This is a genomic window from Hydrogenophaga sp., assembly GCF_036675665.1.
In the GTDB taxonomy this organism is placed as follows: domain Bacteria; phylum Pseudomonadota; class Gammaproteobacteria; order Burkholderiales; family Burkholderiaceae_C; genus Hydrogenophaga.
Genome location: NZ_JAKFEO010000009.1, coordinates 113426 through 132332 on the forward strand (window position 1 = coordinate 113426; position 18907 = coordinate 132332).

Genomic DNA, 18907 nt, shown 5'->3' on the forward strand with positions numbered 1-18907 from the left:
TGGCGTGTTTGACCGGATTGGCGTGGCGATGGGTGTCGACCATTCAGTCCGTACCTCCGTCGCCAGCGGTTGCCAGATCGCGCCGGCGGCGCACCGATGGCAGCACCATGGCGAGGAACAGCGCGCAAGTAACGAGGAGGAAGGTGAGGCTGATCGGGCGCGTGACGAAGACCGCGAAGCTGCCGTCCGACATCAGCAAGGCGCGACGCAGGTTCTCTTCCAGCATCGGCCCGAGCACAAAGCCCAGGATCAGCGGCGCGGGATGGCATTCGAGCCTGGCCATGACGTAGCCCAGGATGCCGGTGGCGGCGCACAGGTAGACGTCCATGGCGCTGTTGTTCAGGCTGTAGTTGCCCAGCGCGGCGAACATCATGATGGCCGGGAACAACCAGCGATACGGCACCTGGGTCAGGCGCGCCCACAGTCCCACCAGCGGCAGGTTGAGCACCAGCAGCATTGCGTTGCCAACGAACATGCTCGCGACCAGGCCCCAGAACAGTTCGGGCCTTGAGTTCATGACCTCGGGGCCGGGCTGGATGCCCTGCATGGTCAGCGCGCCGAGCATGAGCGCCATGACGGCCGTGGCCGGGATGCCCAGTATCAAGGTCGGGATGAAGTGGGTCTGCGCGGCGGCGTTGTTGGCCGCCTCGGGCGCCGCGACCCCTTCGATGGCACCTTTTCCGAATCGGGATGGGTCCTTGGCCAGCTTCTTCTCCAGCATGTAGGCGGAGAACGACGCTACGGAGGCTGTGATGCCCGGCAGCGCGCCGAAGAACGAACCCAGCGCGGTGCCGCGCAAGGTGGGTTTCCAGGCCGCCGTCATGTCCGCCCAGGTGGGCATCAGGTTCTTGACGTCCTTGGAGAAAATCTCGACCTTCTCGGTCCTGGAGACGTTCTGGACGATCTCGGCAACGGCGAAGAGGCCCACGGCGATCACGGTGAACCCCACGCCATCGAGCAGCTCCGACAGGCCGAACGAGAAGCGCGGCAAGCCCGATGTCACGTCGGTGCCCACGATGCCCAGCATCAGGCCGGCGGCCACCATGGCCAGCGATTTGACGAGGTCGCCATGCGCCAGCACGGCCGAGAACACCAGGCCCATGAACATCAGGGAGAAGTATTCCGCGGCGCCGAATTCCAGCGCCCAGGTGCCGATCAGCGGACCAAAGAGGGCCACCACCAGCGTGGAGATCGTGCCGGCCACGAACGAGGAGATCGCCGCAATCGCGAGTGCCGGGCCCGCGCGGCCCTGCCGGGCCATCTGGTAGCCGTCGATCGCCGTCACGGCGGAAGAGGCTTCGCCGGGCATGTTGACCAGGATCGCGGTGGTCGAGCCACCGTACTGCGCGCCGTAGAAGATGCCCGCGAGCATGATCAGCGAGCTCACCGGATCGAGTCCGAACGTGATCGGCAGCAGCATCGCGATCGTCACCAGCGGACCGACGCCCGGCAGCACACCGATCAGGGTGCCCAGCAGGACGCCCAGGAAACAGTAGGCGAGGTTCTGAAGTGTCAGCGCGACACCAAACCCGAGCGAGAGATGCGAAATGACATCCATGGATCAGTGCCCCGGTTCGAACGAAAACAAGGAATAGGGCAGCCCCAGTCCCCAGACAAAGATCCCCACAGCCATCAGGCACAGGACCACAGTGAGGACGGCGGTTTCTTTCCAGCGGAACTCCTTGCCCGCCCGGGCGCTCGTCACGATCAGAACGACCAGCGCGGGCAGGAGTCCGAAGCGCTCCATGAGCCAGCCGAACGCGATCAACGAAGCCGCCAGCATCAGCAGTGGCAGCCAGCTCCATGCGCCTTCGACCGGCTCGCCGGACCGCAGGCCCTTGACCAGGGTGGCGATGCCAAACCCGACCAGCATCACACCCAGAACACGCGGGAAGAAGCCCGGCCCCATCTCCTGGAGACTGCCGAACGGGTAGGACAGCGCGACGAAGAAGCCGATGGCGCCCAGCGCCATGAAGAGCAGGCCGGCCAGTGCGTCGCGGTTGTTGTGAAATCGGGTGCTCATGCCGGTCTGCTTTCGGGCGCCGATGAGCGGGCTCACTGACCCTTGATACCGGCGTCCTTGATGACACCCGCCCACTTGTCGTGGTCGCTCTTGACCGCGGCGGCAAACGCAGCGGGCCCGGTGACGATGTCACCACTGAGTTTTTCGTTCACGTCGGGCGCCTGCAGCACTTTCGTGATTTCGGTGTTCAGTCGCGACACGACGGACTCGGGTGTGCCGGCAGGCACGGCAATGCCGAACCAGGTGACCGCGGCAAAACCGGGGAAGCCCGACTCGGCTACGGTGGGCACGCTGGGCCACTCGGCGATGCGCTTGGCCGTGGTCACGGCGATGGGACGCAACTGACCGGCCTTGATAGGGCCTCGCACCGATTCCACCGAGGCCACAAAGAACGTGGCCCGGCCGCTGATCACATCCGGCAGTGCCTGGGCGGTTCCCTTGTAGGGCACATGCTTGTAGCTGATACCCACGGCCTTCTGCATGTACTCACCGGTCAGGTGCGCCACGGTGGCGTTGCCGGGCGAGGCCATCAACAACTTGCCCGGATCCGCCTTGGCGGCGTTCACGAGATCGGCAAAGGTCTTGATCGGCGAATCGGCGCCCACCGCGATGGCCAGTGGCACCTCGCTGACCAGGGTCACCGGTGAAAAGTCCTTGACCGGGTCGTAAGGGAGACCGGACATCAGCGATGGTGCGATGGACATGTTGCTGGTCTGCCCCATGACCATGGTGTAGCCATCGGGCCTGGCCTTGGCCGCTGCGTCCAGACCGAGCGTGCCCCCGGCACCCGCCTTGTTCTCGATCACGATCTTCCAACCCAGCGTGGTCGAAAGCTTGTCGCTGATCACCCGGCTGATGATGTCCGTGCCACCGCCCGGAGGGAAAGGCACGATGAACTTGATGGGTTTGTCCGGATAGCTGGCTTGAGCAAAAGCCGAGGTGGCCAGAACGCTGGTAGCCAGCGCGAGCAGCAGGCGCCGTGATGTCTTCATGTTGTCTCCAAATGTTTTTCTGCGCCGTCATGACGCAGCGTTGACGGGAGTGCAGATTGTTGAAACACGACGACAATCGGTCCAATCGATAATTTCTTGAAACTCATAAACAGGACTTTTGCAATGGACCTGCGCGACCTGCGTTACTTCGAGGCCATCGCCGAGCTGCAGCACATGGGGCGCGCCGCCGAGAAACTGCACCGAACCCAACCCGCGTTGACCAGCAGCGTCCGGCGCCTGGAAGCGGATTACGGTGCGGCCTTGTTCGAGAAATCCGGGCGCGGCATTCGGCTCACCGAGGCAGGCAAGGTCCTGTTGAAATGGGCACGAAGAATGCGCTTCGACGTGGAAGATGCCCGCCGCGAACTCACCGCCATCGGCGCCGGACTGACGGGGCATGTGCGCCTGGGCATCGTGCCGACGGCGGCGCAGGCTTTGCTGCCTTCGGTTGCACGGGACTTGCTCCTGGAGGCTCCGGATGTGACCTTGCGGACCGTTGTCGGACTCATCGATACGCTCCAGCCCCAGCTGCGCGCCGGGGAGCTTGACCTGATGGTCGGAACCGAGAGCGGCACCGAGCAGGGCTACCAGTCGAAGCTGCTCGCGGAGGACATGATCGTCGTGGCCGCCAGCGAACAGCACGAGGTGTTTCACAGCGCCAAGAACCTCAAAGACCTCACGGGTTATCGCTGGGCCTTGCAACCGCCTGGCGCGCCGACACGCGACTGGCTGGATCACACGTTCGACCGAAAGGGCCTGCCCCGCCCTCACGTTCAGGTGGAAACCACCATGCTGTTGATGCTGCCGGCCCTGATCGTGCAGACCGGCTTGCTCAGCTTCATTTCCCGGTACCACCTGCTGGGCTCCAACCGGATTCCCGGGCTGAAGGAAGTCCCCATCAGAGGGTCGTCCATGCGACGCAGGCTGGTGGTCACCTACCGTTCCAACAGTTTTCTGTCGCCAGCCGCCATGCGATTGATTGAGGTCTTCGAGCGCTCGGCCTCAGCCCACATGCTGGATGCCGAGAACAAAATCCGAGCCCATCGCAGGCCTGCCTGAAAGGACGCAAGGCAAGCCCGGCTGTGGGGCGCGTGGTGTCGCGTTGCGCGCTAACGCGATATGAGCTGGTGCAGCAGACGCAGGCGGCTGGCCAATTCCGTGCACAGGCTCTGCATGATTTGCTGCGCCACTTCAGGGTGCTGCTGGCTGAGGGCTTCGAACCTTTCCCGACTCATCGTCAGCGAGACCAGGGGCTCGACGGCCACCACGTCGGCAGCGCGCGGGGAGGCATCCAGAAACCCCATCTCGCCCAGGATGGCGCCGCTGTTCACGCCTGCCAGGCGAATCGTGCCGCCCTGAATCAGCACGTCGGCCCGGCCGCTGGCCACCACGTGCAGATCGCGCGTGCGCTCCCCCTTGGTCAACAGATGCTCACCGGCTGCGTAGTGGCGGCGCGCAAAACAGTCCAGCACCAGTGCCTGCGCGGCTGGGTCCAGGTCGCCGACCAGGGCGTGCAGGTAGGAAACATCGCTGTCCTGCCCATCCGCACGGGGACGTTGTTCGTCCAGCAGCTCGTTCTCGCAAACTTCCAGGGCGCGGTCCATGTCGGCATAGGCCGTGCTGTCGCCCGCCCGGGCACAGTGCAGCACGCGAACGCCACGCAGCGCCACGGATTTCTCGAAGCGCTCCAGCATGAGGGCCAGCGTGGTGTCGTGCGAGACCACGGCACGCCAGTCCAGGATCAGCCACTGCGGCTGCGCCCGATGCGGCAACAGGGCCTCGATGTCGGTGCGCAGAGTTCGCGCCACACCAAAGTACAGCGCCCCCTGCAGCCGCAGGCTCAGGATGCGCTCGCCGTGCAGCGTCAGCAGCGCCGTGTCGCTGGCGGAGCGCGCGCAGTTCGAGCGCCAGACGCGGCCGTCGTGCACGTCCTTGATCGGGCTTTTGCCGTTGCGCCGGGCAAACAAGACCAGACCCAGCACCATGCCGGCCAGCAAGGCGGCCACCATGTTGACCATCGCGCCGAACAGCGTCACCAGCACCACGATCAACAGGTCTTCACGCTGCATGGGACCGATGGCCTGGCGCGCGCGGGGCTGAAACAGATAGCGCCAGGCCAACACCACACTGGGTACGTCCGTCAGGTCCCGGATCAGGAACAACAGCAGGCCGATCACCGCCGCGCCGGGCACCCAGGCCAGGACGCCCAGGCCGTAAAACAGCAGCGCCAGCATCGAAAACACGATCAGCGAGCCCGGGCTCAGTCCGCCCGACCGCATGGCGACGATGGCCGCGCTGGAGGTGCCGCTGATGGGCACGGAGCCCAGGCAGGCGCCGAAGATCTTCCCCGCGGACAGCAACATCAGCTGCCGCCTGTCAGGCAGCGGCTTGTCGTCCGCCTGCGAAACCGTCTCGACGGCCGTGATGGTGTTCAGGAAAATCACCACCCCCAGCAAGGTGCTTGCCACCGCCATGTGCAGCAGCACGGAACCCAAGGCGCCCCGGGACGGATCCAGAACGCTCCAGTCCAGCAAGGCAACAGGCAACACCCATTGCGTGTCGGACGGGAGAATGGAAGGCAACGGATGCCCCCATCGCGTGAAGAGGTAGGCCACTGCGCTGGCCGCCACCAGGCCCAGCACGCCGGCGGGCAGCTTGCGGTTGAAGCTGCGCGCCGCGTAAGCGACCCCGAAACAGACCGCGGCGATCACCAGCGAAGGCCAGGCCGCACCGAACGGGCCGGCCAGCAGGGCCAGGATCAGCCCTCCCTGGGTGAGGAGCAATATCAGCGCGGTGGCGTTGAGGAAACCGGCGAACACCGGCGCCGGTATGAAGCGCGTCATGCGTTGGAGTCTGAGCGCGTAGAAAACGGGTTGCAGCACTGCCGCGCCAATGCAGACCATCACCACCAGTGTCAGGCGGGTCACCGGGGTATCCGTCAGGCCCCATGTGTCCAGCCGCGGCACAAAGCTGTCGATGAAGCCCGCCAGCAGCGAAACCTCGAAGAAGCGCGTGTAGTAGGTCAGGGGGCGCTGCGAGAAAGCGGCGCACAGGTTGGTGATCGCGATCGCCCCGAACATCGCCAGCATCAGGGGCGCCGTCATCTCGGGGCCGATCTTGTAGGCCAGGAAGCCCAGCGCCCCCAGGGTGATGGGGAGGCTGCTGCCCAGGGTTTCAAGCCCGGTGGTGAAGGGTTTCAGCATCGGGTGTGCCAGGGGCTTGCGCCAACCGCCTTGTGCGCTAGTACTGGACGCTGGCCGAGATGGTGCGGGAATAGTCTTTCATGGTGTCCGACACCTCAAGCGGCATGAAGTTGGGCATCACGGCAGCCACCTTGCCCGCGACCAGGCGCAGATCCGCATGGAACTTCTCTTGCGCCTGCAGCAACGGCAGCGAGGTGAAAGCGTACGTGGTCTGCACCAGGTTCGGAAAGATCGTTGCGGGTTTCAAGAACAGTTCCTGTGTCATCTCGGCCCGGTACAAATCATCGGGGGGGCACACGTCACCCACCAGCTTCACGTCAGCGCCATCGGACAGGTGTTGGGGCGGTGGCACCCGCAGCCGGAGAAATTTCCAGGCCGCCAGGGTGGTGCCCGCAACGCCGGGCGTTGCGGGCGCGACGTCGTGGGTGTAACTGTAGTGATCGGCGGCGTGCGATACCGTCACGTCCCACATGTAGACCGCCAGCGCCCTGGTCAGGACACCGGGCCGGAGAATCGCCTTTCCATCGGGAAATCCATGAAGCTGTGCGCTGATGTAGTTCGCCCAACGCTCCACGTAGGTGTCGTTCGGGTTGGCGGCCCGGATCTCTTTCTCGATCGTTTCGCAGAAGCCCAGGAACGCATCGAAATACAAACGCAGGCAGTGTCCGTAGGGCAGGCTGCCATCCATCCAGGGGTTCATGTAGTCGTATTGCGGGTACAGGCCCGGAGGATCGGGAAGACCCGCGTAGCCAGCGCCGAACAGGCGCTTGATCACCAGACCCGAGGCGGTGAGCGGATCAAACCAGGTGCCTTGCGGGTTGCTGCTGAGGACGCCGTCTTCCGTTTCAAGAACAGCGTTGTTCACGGCCAACGCATAAGCGCTGTGCGGATGCAGCAGCTGGAACAGCGGGTGGTTGCGCGGTACAGCGGTCTTGGTGATCGCGTTGACGGTGTCCATCGGGAAATGCAGGGCCGGGTGCACCACGAACATGCCGACGTAGGACGCCCCTTGCAGGGCATAGGCCTTGGCCAGGTTCCAGGCCGGGTCGGAAGGCGACACTTCGAGCGGCATCCCGGTCGGGATCGCCACGTCGATCCTCGTGCAGGAAAACTGGCCGGCGTTGCGCCCGAACACACAAGTGACCCGCCGCACATAGGTGCCGGGCACCGTGTCGCCTGCCATCAGCTCCATGGCATAGAAGTCGGAGAGCCAGGTGTCGCTGCCCGCGACCTGTCTGAGCGAGCGCGCAAACACCGAACTGGTCATCATCCTGACGAACTCGGCATCGGACGGGATCTCCAGCTGGCCGCCCGCCACCGCATTGGCCGCCGCCGCGCCGGGGAAGCCGATCTCCGTCTGGAAGTAGCGCGAACCGATGGCCTGTGTCCAGAGCATCGTTTCCATTGGCGGGATGTTCAGGACTTCCGGCGCATTCGCCATCGGGTACGAGGGGCTGGGCTGGGGCCAGGGGCCGCGGCGCTCGTAGAGAAACTGGTCGGCAGCGAGCTCGGGCTGGTCCGACAAGGTCTTGTCCATGCGGAGTCTCCTCAATGTTTGGAGTGAGTGACCCCGGCGGTTTGGCGATCGGTGGGAGCATACCCTGAAGGCAGGCCGCCCGATGTCTTTGGCGAGCCTCAGCTGCCCTTGCCCTTAAAGTAGGCGTTTCAGCCTTCCTTCCAATCCCATGGCTGCCTTCCTCGCCCGCGTTCTCTGGATCGCCCTGTGTGTCTTGCCCTGGTGCGCGCCACCCGCCGCAGCGCAAGATGCCAGGCTCATCGTGTCGTCCAGCACAAAAGAGGTGGCCTTGAACCCGTGGGTGCACGTTGTCGAGGATGCCGGCAAGAACAAGACCGTCGAGCAAATCCTGAAGTCGCCCTTGGGGGTGCCGTCGGGCCCGGGCAGTGGCGCGATCAATTTTGGTTTCACGGATGCGGCTTATTGGCTGGTTGTCCCCCTGGACAACCTCGACAAGAATCCGCTGGAACGCCTGCTGCTGTTCGAGCCCACCTGGCTCGACGAAGTGCAAGTCACCCTGGTCGATGCCAATGGGCAGCTGCAGACCCAGATCGGCGGCGACACCCTGCCTTTTGCGCAGCGCGCGGAACAGCGGCGGCAGATCAACTTCAACCTGGTGTTGCCGCCCGGCCCAAGCACGTTGGTCGTGCGCATCGCAAGCCGGGACACCTTGTTTGTCGTCATGTCGATGCTGGACCGGAGCGCGTTCAATCCATTGGCGTCCGGTGAAGCGGCTTATTTTGGTTTTTTCTATGGCGCCTTGCTTGCGCTGATCGCCTTCAACCTCATGTTGTACCTCTCGGTGCGAGAGCCGATGTACCTGGCGTACTGCGCCTATGTGGGTGCATTTGTGGCGTTGCACTCGGTGTACAACGGCCACGCCTTCGGCCTGTGGTATCGCGAGTGGCCCGAGCTGTCCAACTGGGCGCATTCCCTGTTTTCCTACTTCTTTGCGCTGTCAGGGCTGGTGTTTGCCAGCGTGTTCCTGGACCTGAAGAACAAGCTTCCGCGCGCCTACAAAGCATGGCAGGGATTCCTGATCGTGTTTGTCGTGTTCTGTTTGGCGACGCTTCCCGGCGGTTACGGCTCGCATGCGCGCAATGCCGTCAACTGGATCGTCATCTATTCGGTCTTCGTTCTGTGTCTCGGCTTCATTGCCATGAAGCAGGGCAACGGTGCTGCCAAGTACTACCTGGCGGCCACCGCGGCCGGCCTGATCGGTTCCGCCACCACGGCATTGACGGTGCTTGGCGCCTTGCCATATACCTTCGCCACGTTCCGAGCCGTGGACTTTGGCATGCTGGTGGACGCCATCATGCTGTCGCTGGCGCTGGCCGAACGCATCTCACGGGTCAACCGTCTCGAGCGCTTGCGGCGCTTCTTCTCTCCCGCCGTGGCCGACCGGCTGCTTTCGGCCCCCAACAAGGACCTCTACCGCCCGCACCAGCGCGAGATCGTGGTGCTGTTCCTGGACCTGCGCGGCTACACCAGTTTCACCCAGCAGCATGGCGCCGACGAAGTGATGCGCATGCTGGCCGAGTTCCATGCGGTGATGGGGGAACTGATCGCGGCGCACGGCGCCACGCTGGAGCGTTTTGCAGGCGACGGGATGATGATCTTCTTCAACGACCCGGTCGAGGTGCCGGACCCGGCCGTCAAGGCCTGCCGCATGGCAACGGAAATGCAGTCGCGTTTCGAGACCCTGCAAACCACCTGGGCCGCGCGCAACTACAGCCTGTCCCTGGGCGTGGGCATTTCCCAGGGCGTGGCGACCATCGGCGCCATCGGCTTCGAAGGGCGGCGCGACTACGCCGCCATCGGCAATGTGACCAACCTGGCTGCACGGTTGTGCTCGCAGGCCCAGGGCGGGCAAACCATCATCTGCAGCGTGGTGGCAAAGAACATCGCCAGGATCCTTCAGGCCCGGCCCTTGCCCTCGCTGGCCTTGAAAGGTTTTGCCGAGCCGGTGGAATGCTCCGAGATGGTTCATCCAGCACAGCAACGGGTGCTGGTACCGGCAATCTCGGGACAAACATAGGTGGTCAGATCCGTTGGCTCCTGGCCATTGGCAAACGCCGTGAACGCACAGCCTGAATCCGCTCGCTCCACCAACGCACCGCCCATCAAGCGGGCGCACATGCGCCGCTTGCGCGAAATCTACCGCTCGGCTGGATGGCCATGTGCGGACATGCTGGAGGTGGAACTGCTCGCTGCCGGCCTGCTGGAGCGGTGCCTGGGCAGCCATGGCCATGAATCGCTGCGTCTGACGGACGCCGGCATCCAGGCTCTGGCGCAAGCCCATGCAGGGAACCAATCCGCGCGCGATCCTCATGAAAACCTGGTCAAGCGTGTGGCCAACCAACTCGGCCGCGAGGGGCGCCTGGCTTGGCGGGGATTGATGCTGCGCGTGCCATTGCCACGCGCGCTGTTTGATGACCAGGGCGTGCCGGCGGTGGATGCGTGTCCGAAGATGCGGGAGCCTCCACCGCCTTGGGACGTGTTCTCGCCCAGCGGGCTGGCCGCGCCTGGCCAGGATCACACCTGGTGCATGGCGATGCCCGATGTGTTCTCCATCCGCCGCAGCTCGGTTGAGGCTTACCTGGAACCGGTGGTGCATGAGATCAAGGTCACCCGTGCCGATCTGCTCGGCGACCTTCGCAAACCGGCCAAGCGCTCAGCCTACCTGGCCATGGCTGGTGCCGTTTGGTACGTGTTGGGTGAAGATGCCAGGGGTCGACCCATCGCTCAACCAGAGGAAGTGCCGCACGAATGCGGCGTGCTGCAGGTGGAGCGCGGCTCGTTGGTGGTGGCGCGCGCCGCGCCTCGCCGTGCCGTTGAACGCTTGCCATTTCATGTGTGGATGGCGTTGGCCCAGGCCGGTCCGCACATGCGCCCCGAGGGCGACGAGCAGGGCTTGCTTTGAACGCACGCAGAATGCTCGCGAAGGCAGAGTTTGACTGTCATGCTCATGCGAGCGACCGTCTTCGCACGGCACCGGGTCACGAGGGCAGGGACCCGTGGTCTCCAGTCAGCTCAGGTGCTTGCCCACCAGCCCGGTCATCTCGAACATGGTGACTTCATCCTTTCCGAAGACGGCCTTGAGCTTGGCGTCCGCCAGGATGTTTCGCTTGTTCTTCGGGTTTTGCAGGTTGTTGGCCTTGATGTACTCCCACATGAGCTTCACAACTTCGGTGCGGGGTTGCGGCGTTGCACCGATCACAGCGGCCAGCTCGGCGCTGGGGGTGAGGGCTCGGTTGAATGCGGTTTGCTTTTTGGCGGTGGTCATCTGAGATCCATGAGTTGAAACAAAGATTCTAGGGCGTGCTTCCGATCCCTTTGTAACCGCCTGCCACGGAGCAAGCGGGGTCGGGAATCTTGTTGTCCGGAGCAGCAGCGCGTCGATGACTGCGTGGCACGCCCAGAGGCGGCTTCGCCCCGGCTGCTCAAGCCTTCACTTCGACCACCTGTTCGAAGCCGCCGAAGATCATGCGTTTGCCGTCGAAGGGCATGGGCAGGTTGCCGGGTGTGGACGGATCCATGCGCGGGTCTTCCATCATTTTCTTCATGGCCGCGTCGCGCGTGGCCTTGTCGGGCCATTCGACCCACGAAAAGGCCACCGTCTCTTCGGCGGTGGCCTGGACTGCGCGACGGAAGTCGGTGACTTTGCCGTCGGGGACGTCGTCGCCCCAACCCTCGATCACACGGATGGCCCCCAGCTCGATGAACATCGGGTCGAACTGGCGCGCGTGCTCGATGAACTTCTGCTTGTTCGCGGTGGGGACCGCGATCACGAAACCGTCGATGTATGACATGTCTTCACTCCTGTTGGGTTGACCGGTCGACGCGCCCCCACCCCCTTGTCGGCATGGTCTGACCAGGTGGGCCGCTCTCGAATCCTGCTCGGGGGCTATGTCGCCTACGGGGCCTTCTACCTGTTGATGGGACTTGTCGGCGTGGATGGCTGGGGCCAGTATGCCTTGTTCGGCTTTTATGGATTGTTCATGGCCGCGACCGAGGGTGTCGAGAAGGCGCTGGTGGCCGATCTTGCGTCCGAGGATCGGCGAGGCACGGCATTCGGATGGGCCCGGAGTCTGATCAGACTGCCTCCCGAGCAACCCCGTAATCAAAACCTCGAGCCCATGACCCGGCGCAACATCCCTCCTCGACAACATGCCTGTTCTGGCGTCGAGGGATCACCTCGCCGTCAGGGCTGGGCGCGCCAGCTGCCGTCGGGCTGGCGGCAGGCCGTGCCCCACATCTGTTCCACGCGCCCGCCGATCACGGCGCTCACCTGGTATTCGCGGCAGGGGACTTCGTCGCTGCCGTAGGTGCGCGTGGGCACCACGGTGTAGCGGTAGCCGGTGTCCGGGTTGAGCCATTGGCTGGGCACGCCGGTGCGTACGGTCTCCAGGGCCTGCGCGGTCATGTACCGGTCACGCTCGTTCATGGAGCGTCCCACGGTGCCGCCCACGGCCACGCCAGCGAGCGTGCCCAGGATGACGGCGGCCGTTCGGCCACTGCCGTGGCCGAATTGCGAACCCACCGCACCACCGAGCAGACCACCGATCACCATGCCGCTCTGCTCCTGGGTCACCGGGGCCTGGCAGGCCACCAGACTGAAGGTGGCCAGCACAACGAGCAACGAACGTTTCAGGGCAGATGTGTGCATGGCGAATGGGTTGGGCAATGTCGCTGCGTGCAGCAGAGCTCTCAGTCTGTGCGGGCTGCAATCGGCGCGCTTGAGCACGCTCAATGCCTGCGCAGATTGGCATTCACAAGGGGATGACGCGGGCCAGCACCGCACCGCGCCCACAACGCTCGCCCGCCGGAACCAGGATGGACTCGAGCACGCCGCTGTGGGGGGCAGCAATGTCCACCGTTTGCTGCACCAACCGCACCTGAGCCAGCAACTCGCCCGCGTGCACCACGTCGCCCTCGCTCACCATCCACCGCTCCAACAGCGCCTCATCGCCCGCTTCCAGCGTCAACCACAACAGAGGGTCCAGGGTCACGTCGTTCATGAAGCTCTCCAGCCATGGCGTCATCTTGTCGTGCGGCTGGGTGTACCTGCATTGATCGAACTCAACGGTTGGTGCTCTCGCGGGTCATAGATTGGGTGCCCTCGAACATGGAAGGACTGGTCATGAGAAAGCAGTGGATTCTGGTTGCCAACGGGTCACTCGCCCGTTTCTTCAGTCGCAACGGAGTGGGTGATCCGCTGATGGCGCTGGAGGCTGTCGATTCCCCCGACGGTTGGTTCAAGGGCGCCGAGCGACAACGCGACCGCCTGGACCATGGGAGCAGCGACAACAGCAGCCCCACCGCGCACTTCGAGCCGCACTCGAGCATGCGCAAGAAGGGGGTGCACAACTTCGCTCACGAACTGGCCCGGCGGCTGGAGGAAGGTGTGGTTGATGGCGAATACGAGACCTTCTGGCTGATCGCCTCCAGCCCGCTTTTGAGCGAAATCAAGGTCTGTCTGAACCAGGGTGTGGCCTACCGGTTGAAATGGACGCACGACGCGGATTTCATCGATCTGGACGCGCAGACTCTCGAGAGCCGTCTGCGTGAGTTGCGGGAGCCGCGTGAGATGGGCATGCCAGCACGCTGACGCCATGACCTGTCGGCGCCGAGCGCTCGCACCTTGGCAGGCGCTCACCGCCCGCCCAGACTCTCCTTCTCCATGAGCAGGTAGGTGTTGTAGGCGTTCATGCGGTTGGCAAAGCGGAACATGGGCATGGGCTCGAAGCGGCTCCAGTCGGTGTTGCTGTAGGCCTCCTCAAACGGCACCAGGTCCTTGGCGGCCTGGCCCATGGTGGTGCGCAGGTAGTTGAGGTAGTCGCGCATCACCACCATGTCCTTGCGCGGCTCGGTGGACGCGGCGCCGTGGCCGGGCACCACCACCTGCACGTCAAAGCGCAGCAGGCGGTCCAGCGAGGCGATCCACTGGCCGCTGTCGGCCTGGCCCACGAAAGGCAGGCGTCCGCTGAACATGAGGTCACCGGCGAACAGCACCTGCTCGCTGGGCACATGAATGGCCAGGTCTTCCGGTGTGTGCGATGGCCCCACCCGTTCCACCACGAAGCGCATGCCCGCCAGCTCCAGGGTGGTGGAGTCGGTGAGCCAGCGGTCGGCCGGCACCAGGCGGGTGTGCTCGTCCACCCAGGGCGCGAGCTCGGTGCGCGAGGCCACGAGGCGTTGCGCCGCTGTGTCGGAGTTCAGGTAGGTCCGCGCGTCTTGCTGCGCGATGATCTGCGCACCCAGTTCCTTGAACACCTGCAGGCCGTAGATGTGATCGGCGTGGTAGTGCGTGAGCACCACGTGGGTGATCGGCTTGGGCGTGATCTCGGCGATCTTCTGCACCAGCCGGCGCGCCAGCGCGGGTGAGCCCAGCGCATCGATCACCACCACGCCCTGCGGCGCCACCACAAAGCCGGCGTTGCTGATGAAGTTCTGGTTGGCCGGCGAACCGAGCGCGGCCAGACCTTGCACGAACCAGGTGTTGGGGCCGACCTTCTGCGGCGTCATCTCTGGCGTGGCTTGTGCCGTGGCAGACAGGCTCAGTGCGGCGAGGCCCAACGCAAGGGCACGCAGCAGCCAGCGGCGCACGATCGGGTGCGCGTGGTTCGGCAATGACGGGAACATGGAGCGCTCCTCAGGTGATGGGGTTCGGGGGTCAGTGCTTTGCGCTGCCGGAGGTGCGGGTGGCGGCATCAAAGCCGCCCTTGGCTTTCCACTCTTCCATGCCGCCTTGCAGGATGCGCAGGTTGTCCCAGCCCGCCACGCGCAGCGCAAACCCCGCTTGCGCCGACAGCGAACCGGTGTTGCAGTAGATCAGCACCGGTTTGTCCTTGGGGATCGAATTGCGTTTGGCCAGCACCTGGCGCCAGTCCATGTTGATGGCGCCCGGGATGTGCCCCTTGGCAAACTGCCCGGCGTCGCGCGCGTCGATCAGCACGAACTTCTTCCAGTCGTCCTTGGGGATCTGCTCGGCAAAGATCACGCCACCGCCGTAGTCCACGAACTCCAGGTAGGCCTCCATTTCGTCGATGGCGGCCGCCTTGTTGGCCAGGGCCGCGGTCGAGCCGAGCAGGGCGGCGGTGCTCAGCACCGAAAGAACGATGTGTCGGTGGCGCATGTTGTCTCCGTTATCTGGAAGTAAATTAGCAAGTACTGATATTGTGAGCGAACTGCGGAGGGTTGGGGAAGTGTTCAATGTCGACTCGCGGCCTTCAGTCCAGCGGCTTGAGTTGCTGCAGCAGCGTGGGCAGCAGTTCCGACACCGTGGGGTGGATGTGCATGGTGCGCGCCATCACGTCGCAGCGCACACCAGCGGCCATCTGGTCCAGCAGGCTGTGGACCACCTCGTCGCCGTTGAGGCCGAGGATGGCCGCGCCCAGCAGCTGCCGCGAGTCCGCATCCACCAGCACCTTCATGAATCCCTGGGTCTCACCGGCCTCGCGTGCGCGGCCCACTTTCTGCATCGCCATCTTGCCCATCAGCACCGGGCGTCCGCTTTCGCGCGCCTGTGTTTCGCTCATGCCCATGCGGCCCAGCGCCGGGTCGATGAAGAGGGCGTAGCACGCAATGCGGTCGCTGAGGCGGCGCGGGTCCTTGTCGAACAGGTTGGCCACCACGATCTCGTGGTCGTTCCAGGCGGTGTGGGTGAAGGCACCCCGGCCGTTGCAGTCGCCCACGGCCCACACGCCGTCGGCGCTGGTGCGGCACTGGTCGTCCACCTCGATGTAGCCCTTGTCGTCGAGATGGACGCCGGCATGCTCCAGGCCGAGTCCATCGGTGTTGGGGCGCCGGCCCACGGCCAGCAGCACGTGGCTGCCTTCGATGGGCGCACGTTCGTCGGCGCACTGCGCGCCCACCCTGATGCGCTTGCCGTTGCGTGCCAGCGCCATGCACTCGGCTTCGAGTTCGAAGCGCACGCCCTCGGCCTCGAGAATCTCGCGGATGCCGTCGGACACGTCGGCGTCTTCGCGTGGCAACAGGTGTGCCGCGCGCTCCACCACCGTCACCTCGGCGCCGAAACGGCGCATCATCTGCGCGAACTCCAGGCCGATGTAGCTGCCCCCGACGATGACCAGGTGCTCGGGCACGGTGGACAACGCCATCAACGACGCGTTGTCCAGCGTCGGCACATCGTCGATGCCCTGCAGATCGGGGCGCACCGGGCGACCGCCCACGTTGAGGAAGATGCGTGGCGCGGTGAGCCGGCGGCCATTCACCTCCAGCGTGGCGGGCGCCACGAAGCGCGCGTCACCGGTGATCACCTCGGTGTGGTCCAGACCCCGCATCCAGGCCTCCACCCCCTGGCGCGAGTGCAGCACGATGCCGTCCTTGCGGGCCTTCACGCGCGCCATGTCGACCCGGATCTCGCCCGCGTCAAAACCGTACTCGGCGCCCCTTTGCGCCTGGCGCACGGCGCGCGCGCTGGCCACCAGGGTCTTGGTCGGCACGCAGCCCACGTTGACGCAGGTGCCGCCAAAATGGTGGCGCTCGATCACCGCTGTGCGCAGGCCTTCGCGGGCACAGCGCGCGGCCAGCGCCGGGCCGGCCTGTCCGGCGCCGACGACGATGGCATCAAAAACTTCACCGGGCATGGCGGGGTCCTCCTTGGCGTGTGGATGGCGGGTCGAAGAATTCGATGATGGACCCGGATCACGACCCTGTCGATGCGCTTGCGCCTACCATGCGCAACACGTCAGACCAGCACAGCAAGGCACCCATGAGCAGCAACCGCAGCGTCGACTTCTTCGACCGCCAGTTCGAGCGGCAGATCCACCAGACCGAATCGGCGCTCAACCCGTTCGAGCAGGCCGCGCTGCCGCACCTGCGGGGCCGGGTGCTGGACTTCGGCTGCGGCATGGGCAACCTGGCCCTCGCCGCCGCGCGCCAGGGGTGTTCGGTGCTCGCGCTCGATGCCAGCGAGGTCGCGATTTCACATCTGCAACAGGTGGCCAGTGACCAGGGCCTGCCGGTGCAGGCGCAGGTGGCCGACCTCAGCCGCTACAGCGTGAGCGGCGAATTCGACACCATCGTCTCCATCGGCCTGCTGATGTTCCTGGACTGCGCCACGGCGCACAAGGCGCTGGCCGACCTGCAGGCGCACCTGGTGCCGGGTGGCACGATGGTGGTGAACGTGCTGGTCGAGGGCACGACCTACATGGACATGTTCGACCCCGAGGCGCATTGCCTGTTTGCGAAGGATTTCCTGGAGACCCGGTTGGCCGGCTGGCAGGTGATCGAATCCAGGCACCAGGCATTCGCAGCACCGGGCGACACGGTGAAGTCGTTCGCGACCATCGTCGCGCGCAAGCCCTGAGGCATGCGGCCGGGGGGTCGACATTTCGTGGCCCTTTCTTGATCTGGCGCAACGCGCCATCTGCTCAGGCGCGCATGCTCAAGGCCATGGGACTTTCCCATCAGGAGATCACGATGATTGCACTGAAGACCTTGACCGCACTGTCCACACTCACCTTGCTGGCCGCCTGCGCGGGCCCCGGAGGGTTCCGCGGCCCCCACGCCTCGCCTGCGCATCACCCGGGCGCAGCGCCCATGGCCGTGCAGGGTTCCATGGATTCGATGCATGCGATGCGCGACAAGATGAGGAACGCCAAAACCCCCGAAGAGCGCCAGGCGCTGATGGCCGAGCACATGAAGGCCATGGAAGGCGGCATGGGCGCGATGCAGGGCATGCAGGGGCGGGGCATGCCCATGGACCCGGCCCAGCGTCAACAGATGCTGGAGCAACGCATGGACATGATGCAGACCATGATGGACATGATGATGCAGCGCATGCAGGGAGCCACGGCCACACCGCCTGTCCGATGAACCCTTGACCTTGCCACGGCGGCAAGGATCAAGCTCATGCTCTTGCCATCAACGCAGGAGATCGCTCATGGACGCACACACCCACCACGCCCACGCAGGGCATGCCCACGGCCATGCTCCGGTGCCGGCTCCGGCCGCACCCGGCACGGTCTACACCTGCCCGATGCACCCGGAGATTCGCCAGGACCACCCGGGCAACTGTCCCAAGTGCGGCATGTCGCTGGAGCCGGTCATGCCCGCGCTGGACGAGGCCGAGAACCCCGAACTGCTGGATTTCCAGCGCCGCTTCTGGTGGACCCTGCCCCTCACGGTGGTGGTCACGGTGCTGGCGATGTTCGGCCACAGCCTCGGCTGGTTCGAGATGGCCACCCAGAGCTGGATCGAACTCGTGCTCACCGTGCCCATCGTGCTGTGGGCCGGTTGGCCGTTTTTCGTGCGTGGCGCGCAGTCGGTGGTGAACCGCAGCCCCAACATGTGGACCCTCATCAGCCTGGGCACCGGGTCGGCGTTTGTCTACAGCGTGGTGGCCACGGTGGCTCCGCAGGTGTTCCCCGAGTCGTTCGTCTCGATGGGGCGGGTGGCGGTGTACTTCGAAGCGGCGGCGGTGATCATCTCGCTCACCCTGCTGGGGCAACTGCTGGAACTCAAGGCGCGCTCACAGACCTCGGCGGCCATCCGTTCGCTGCTGGGGCTGGCGCCCAAGACCGCGCGGCGCATCACGGCCGAAGGGCAGGAGGAAGACGTGCCGCTGGCCCATGTGCATGTGGGCGATCTGCTGCGCGTGCGCCCGGGCGAGAAGGTTCCCACCGATGGCACGGTGGTCGAAGGCAGCAGCGCGGTGGATGAATCCATGCTCACCGGCGAGCCGCTGCCGGTGACCAAGCGCGTCGGCGACAAGCTGATCGGTGCCACGCTCAACACCAGCGGTGCCCTGGTGATGAAGTCCGAGCATGTGGGGTCTGCCACCGTGCTCTCGCAGATCGTGCAGATGGTCGCCATGGCGCAGCGCTCTCGCGCGCCCATGCAGCGCATGGCCGACCAGGTGGCGGGCTACTTCGTGATGGGGGTCGTGGTGGTGGCGTTGCTCACCTTTTTCGTCTGGGGCTGGTTCGGGCCCGAGCCGAGCTGGGTGCATGCGCTCATCAACGCGGTGGCCGTGCTGATCATCGCGTGCCCCTGCGCGCTGGGGCTGGCCACGCCCATGTCCATCATGGTGGCCACCGGTCGTGGCGCCACCCACGGTGTGCTGTTTCGCGACGCCGCCGCCATCGAGAACCTGCGCAAGGTCGACACGCTGATCGTCGACAAGACCGGCACCCTGACCGAAGGG

19 protein-coding genes are annotated in these 18907 nt (G+C 65.0%); 7 read left to right on the top strand and 12 right to left on the bottom strand.

Translation table 11 applies throughout. The annotated features are described in order from the left end of the window. Nucleotides 1-43: 43 nt before the first annotated feature. Genes V6M63_RS06060 through V6M63_RS06070 form a run of 3 tightly spaced genes read right to left on the bottom strand, consistent with a single transcriptional unit; the run spans nt 44 to nt 3015 of the window. On the bottom strand, nt 44-1558 hold the full coding sequence (locus V6M63_RS06060; protein ID WP_332740472.1) for a tripartite tricarboxylate transporter permease: 1515 nt from the start codon (nt 1556-1558) through the stop codon (nt 44-46). A 3-nt stretch (nt 1559-1561) separates the two neighbouring features. After that, nucleotides 1562-2023 (bottom strand): tripartite tricarboxylate transporter TctB family protein, encoded by a 462-nt coding sequence (locus tag V6M63_RS06065; protein WP_332740474.1) that lies wholly within the window; start codon nt 2021-2023, stop codon nt 1562-1564. A 32-nt stretch (nt 2024-2055) separates the two neighbouring features. Beyond that, nucleotides 2056-3015 (bottom strand): Bug family tripartite tricarboxylate transporter substrate binding protein, encoded by a 960-nt coding sequence (locus V6M63_RS06070; RefSeq protein WP_332740476.1) that lies wholly within the window; start codon nt 3013-3015, stop codon nt 2056-2058. A gap of 123 nt (nt 3016-3138) precedes the next feature. Here V6M63_RS06070 and V6M63_RS06075 point away from each other — a divergent pair, with 123 nt between their 5' ends. Beyond that, the gene (locus V6M63_RS06075; protein ID WP_332740478.1) at nt 3139-4074 is read left to right on the top strand and encodes a LysR family transcriptional regulator; all 936 of its coding nucleotides are present in this window, start codon (nt 3139-3141) and stop codon (nt 4072-4074) included. A gap of 50 nt (nt 4075-4124) precedes the next feature. Here the strand turns inward: V6M63_RS06075 and V6M63_RS06080 are convergent, their stop codons facing one another. Both V6M63_RS06080 and V6M63_RS06085 read right to left on the bottom strand, forming a co-directional pair. Beyond that, nucleotides 4125-6218 carry a cyclic nucleotide-binding domain-containing protein gene (locus V6M63_RS06080; protein WP_332740480.1) on the bottom strand — a complete coding sequence of 698 codons (2094 nt, stop codon included), beginning with the start codon at nt 6216-6218 and terminating at the stop codon, nt 4125-4127. Nucleotides 6219-6255: 37 nt separating this feature from the next. Beyond that, entirely contained in the window at nt 6256-7755 is a 1500-nt protein-coding gene (locus V6M63_RS06085; protein WP_332740482.1) for a hypothetical protein, read from the bottom strand. 148 nt (nt 7756-7903) lie between these two features. Here V6M63_RS06085 and V6M63_RS06090 point away from each other — a divergent pair, with 148 nt between their 5' ends. Continuing rightward, nucleotides 7904-9772, top strand: coding sequence for a 7TM diverse intracellular signaling domain-containing protein (locus V6M63_RS06090; RefSeq protein ID WP_332740484.1), 1869 nt, complete (start codon nt 7904-7906; stop codon nt 9770-9772). 39 nt (nt 9773-9811) lie between these two features. Continuing rightward, nucleotides 9812-10657: a hypothetical protein gene (locus tag V6M63_RS06095; protein ID WP_332740486.1), complete on the top strand. Its 846-nt coding sequence runs from the start codon at nt 9812-9814 to the stop codon at nt 10655-10657. Nucleotides 10658-10762: 105 nt separating this feature from the next. Here V6M63_RS06095 and V6M63_RS06100 read toward each other — a convergent pair whose 3' ends face one another. From V6M63_RS06100 to V6M63_RS06115, 4 genes are all read right to left on the bottom strand, one after another. Continuing rightward, the gene (locus V6M63_RS06100; RefSeq protein ID WP_056275206.1) at nt 10763-11020 is read right to left on the bottom strand and encodes an SWIB/MDM2 domain-containing protein; all 258 of its coding nucleotides are present in this window, start codon (nt 11018-11020) and stop codon (nt 10763-10765) included. A gap of 157 nt (nt 11021-11177) precedes the next feature. Next, entirely contained in the window at nt 11178-11546 is a 369-nt protein-coding gene (locus V6M63_RS06105) for a DUF1428 domain-containing protein (RefSeq protein WP_332740498.1), read from the bottom strand. A gap of 392 nt (nt 11547-11938) precedes the next feature. Beyond that, nucleotides 11939-12403 (bottom strand): RT0821/Lpp0805 family surface protein, encoded by a 465-nt coding sequence (locus V6M63_RS06110; RefSeq protein ID WP_332740500.1) that lies wholly within the window; start codon nt 12401-12403, stop codon nt 11939-11941. A gap of 103 nt (nt 12404-12506) precedes the next feature. Next, nucleotides 12507-12755, bottom strand: a complete 249-nt coding sequence (locus tag V6M63_RS06115; RefSeq protein ID WP_332740501.1) for a lipoyl domain-containing protein — start codon at nt 12753-12755, stop codon at nt 12507-12509. 122 nt (nt 12756-12877) lie between these two features. On the opposite strand from V6M63_RS06115, the gene V6M63_RS06120 reads away from it, so the two are divergent. Continuing rightward, a complete protein-coding gene (locus V6M63_RS06120) occupies nt 12878-13345 on the top strand; it encodes a host attachment protein (RefSeq protein WP_332740503.1) in 468 nt (155 codons plus the stop codon). A 44-nt stretch (nt 13346-13389) separates the two neighbouring features. Here the strand turns inward: V6M63_RS06120 and V6M63_RS06125 are convergent, their stop codons facing one another. The 3 genes from V6M63_RS06125 to V6M63_RS06135 all read right to left on the bottom strand — a co-directional run bounded on the left by V6M63_RS06125 (nt 13390) and on the right by V6M63_RS06135 (nt 16346). Then, a complete protein-coding gene (locus tag V6M63_RS06125) occupies nt 13390-14379 on the bottom strand; it encodes an MBL fold metallo-hydrolase (RefSeq protein WP_332740505.1) in 990 nt (329 codons plus the stop codon). A 31-nt stretch (nt 14380-14410) separates the two neighbouring features. Continuing rightward, nucleotides 14411-14872 carry a rhodanese-like domain-containing protein gene (locus V6M63_RS06130; RefSeq protein ID WP_332740507.1) on the bottom strand — a complete coding sequence of 154 codons (462 nt, stop codon included), beginning with the start codon at nt 14870-14872 and terminating at the stop codon, nt 14411-14413. A 94-nt stretch (nt 14873-14966) separates the two neighbouring features. Continuing rightward, nucleotides 14967-16346: an FAD-containing oxidoreductase gene (locus tag V6M63_RS06135; protein ID WP_332740509.1), complete on the bottom strand. Its 1380-nt coding sequence runs from the start codon at nt 16344-16346 to the stop codon at nt 14967-14969. A gap of 89 nt (nt 16347-16435) precedes the next feature. Between V6M63_RS06135 and V6M63_RS06140 the strand changes: the two genes are divergently transcribed. From V6M63_RS06140 to V6M63_RS06150, 3 genes are all read left to right on the top strand, one after another. Beyond that, nucleotides 16436-17068 (top strand): methyltransferase domain-containing protein, encoded by a 633-nt coding sequence (locus V6M63_RS06140; RefSeq protein WP_332740511.1) that lies wholly within the window; start codon nt 16436-16438, stop codon nt 17066-17068. A gap of 113 nt (nt 17069-17181) precedes the next feature. Then, nucleotides 17182-17577, top strand: a complete 396-nt coding sequence (locus V6M63_RS06145; protein WP_332740513.1) for a hypothetical protein — start codon at nt 17182-17184, stop codon at nt 17575-17577. A gap of 67 nt (nt 17578-17644) precedes the next feature. Then, nucleotides 17645-18907 (top strand): HAD-IC family P-type ATPase (locus V6M63_RS06150; protein WP_332740515.1); only part of this gene is annotated, 1263 nt, incomplete at its 3' end.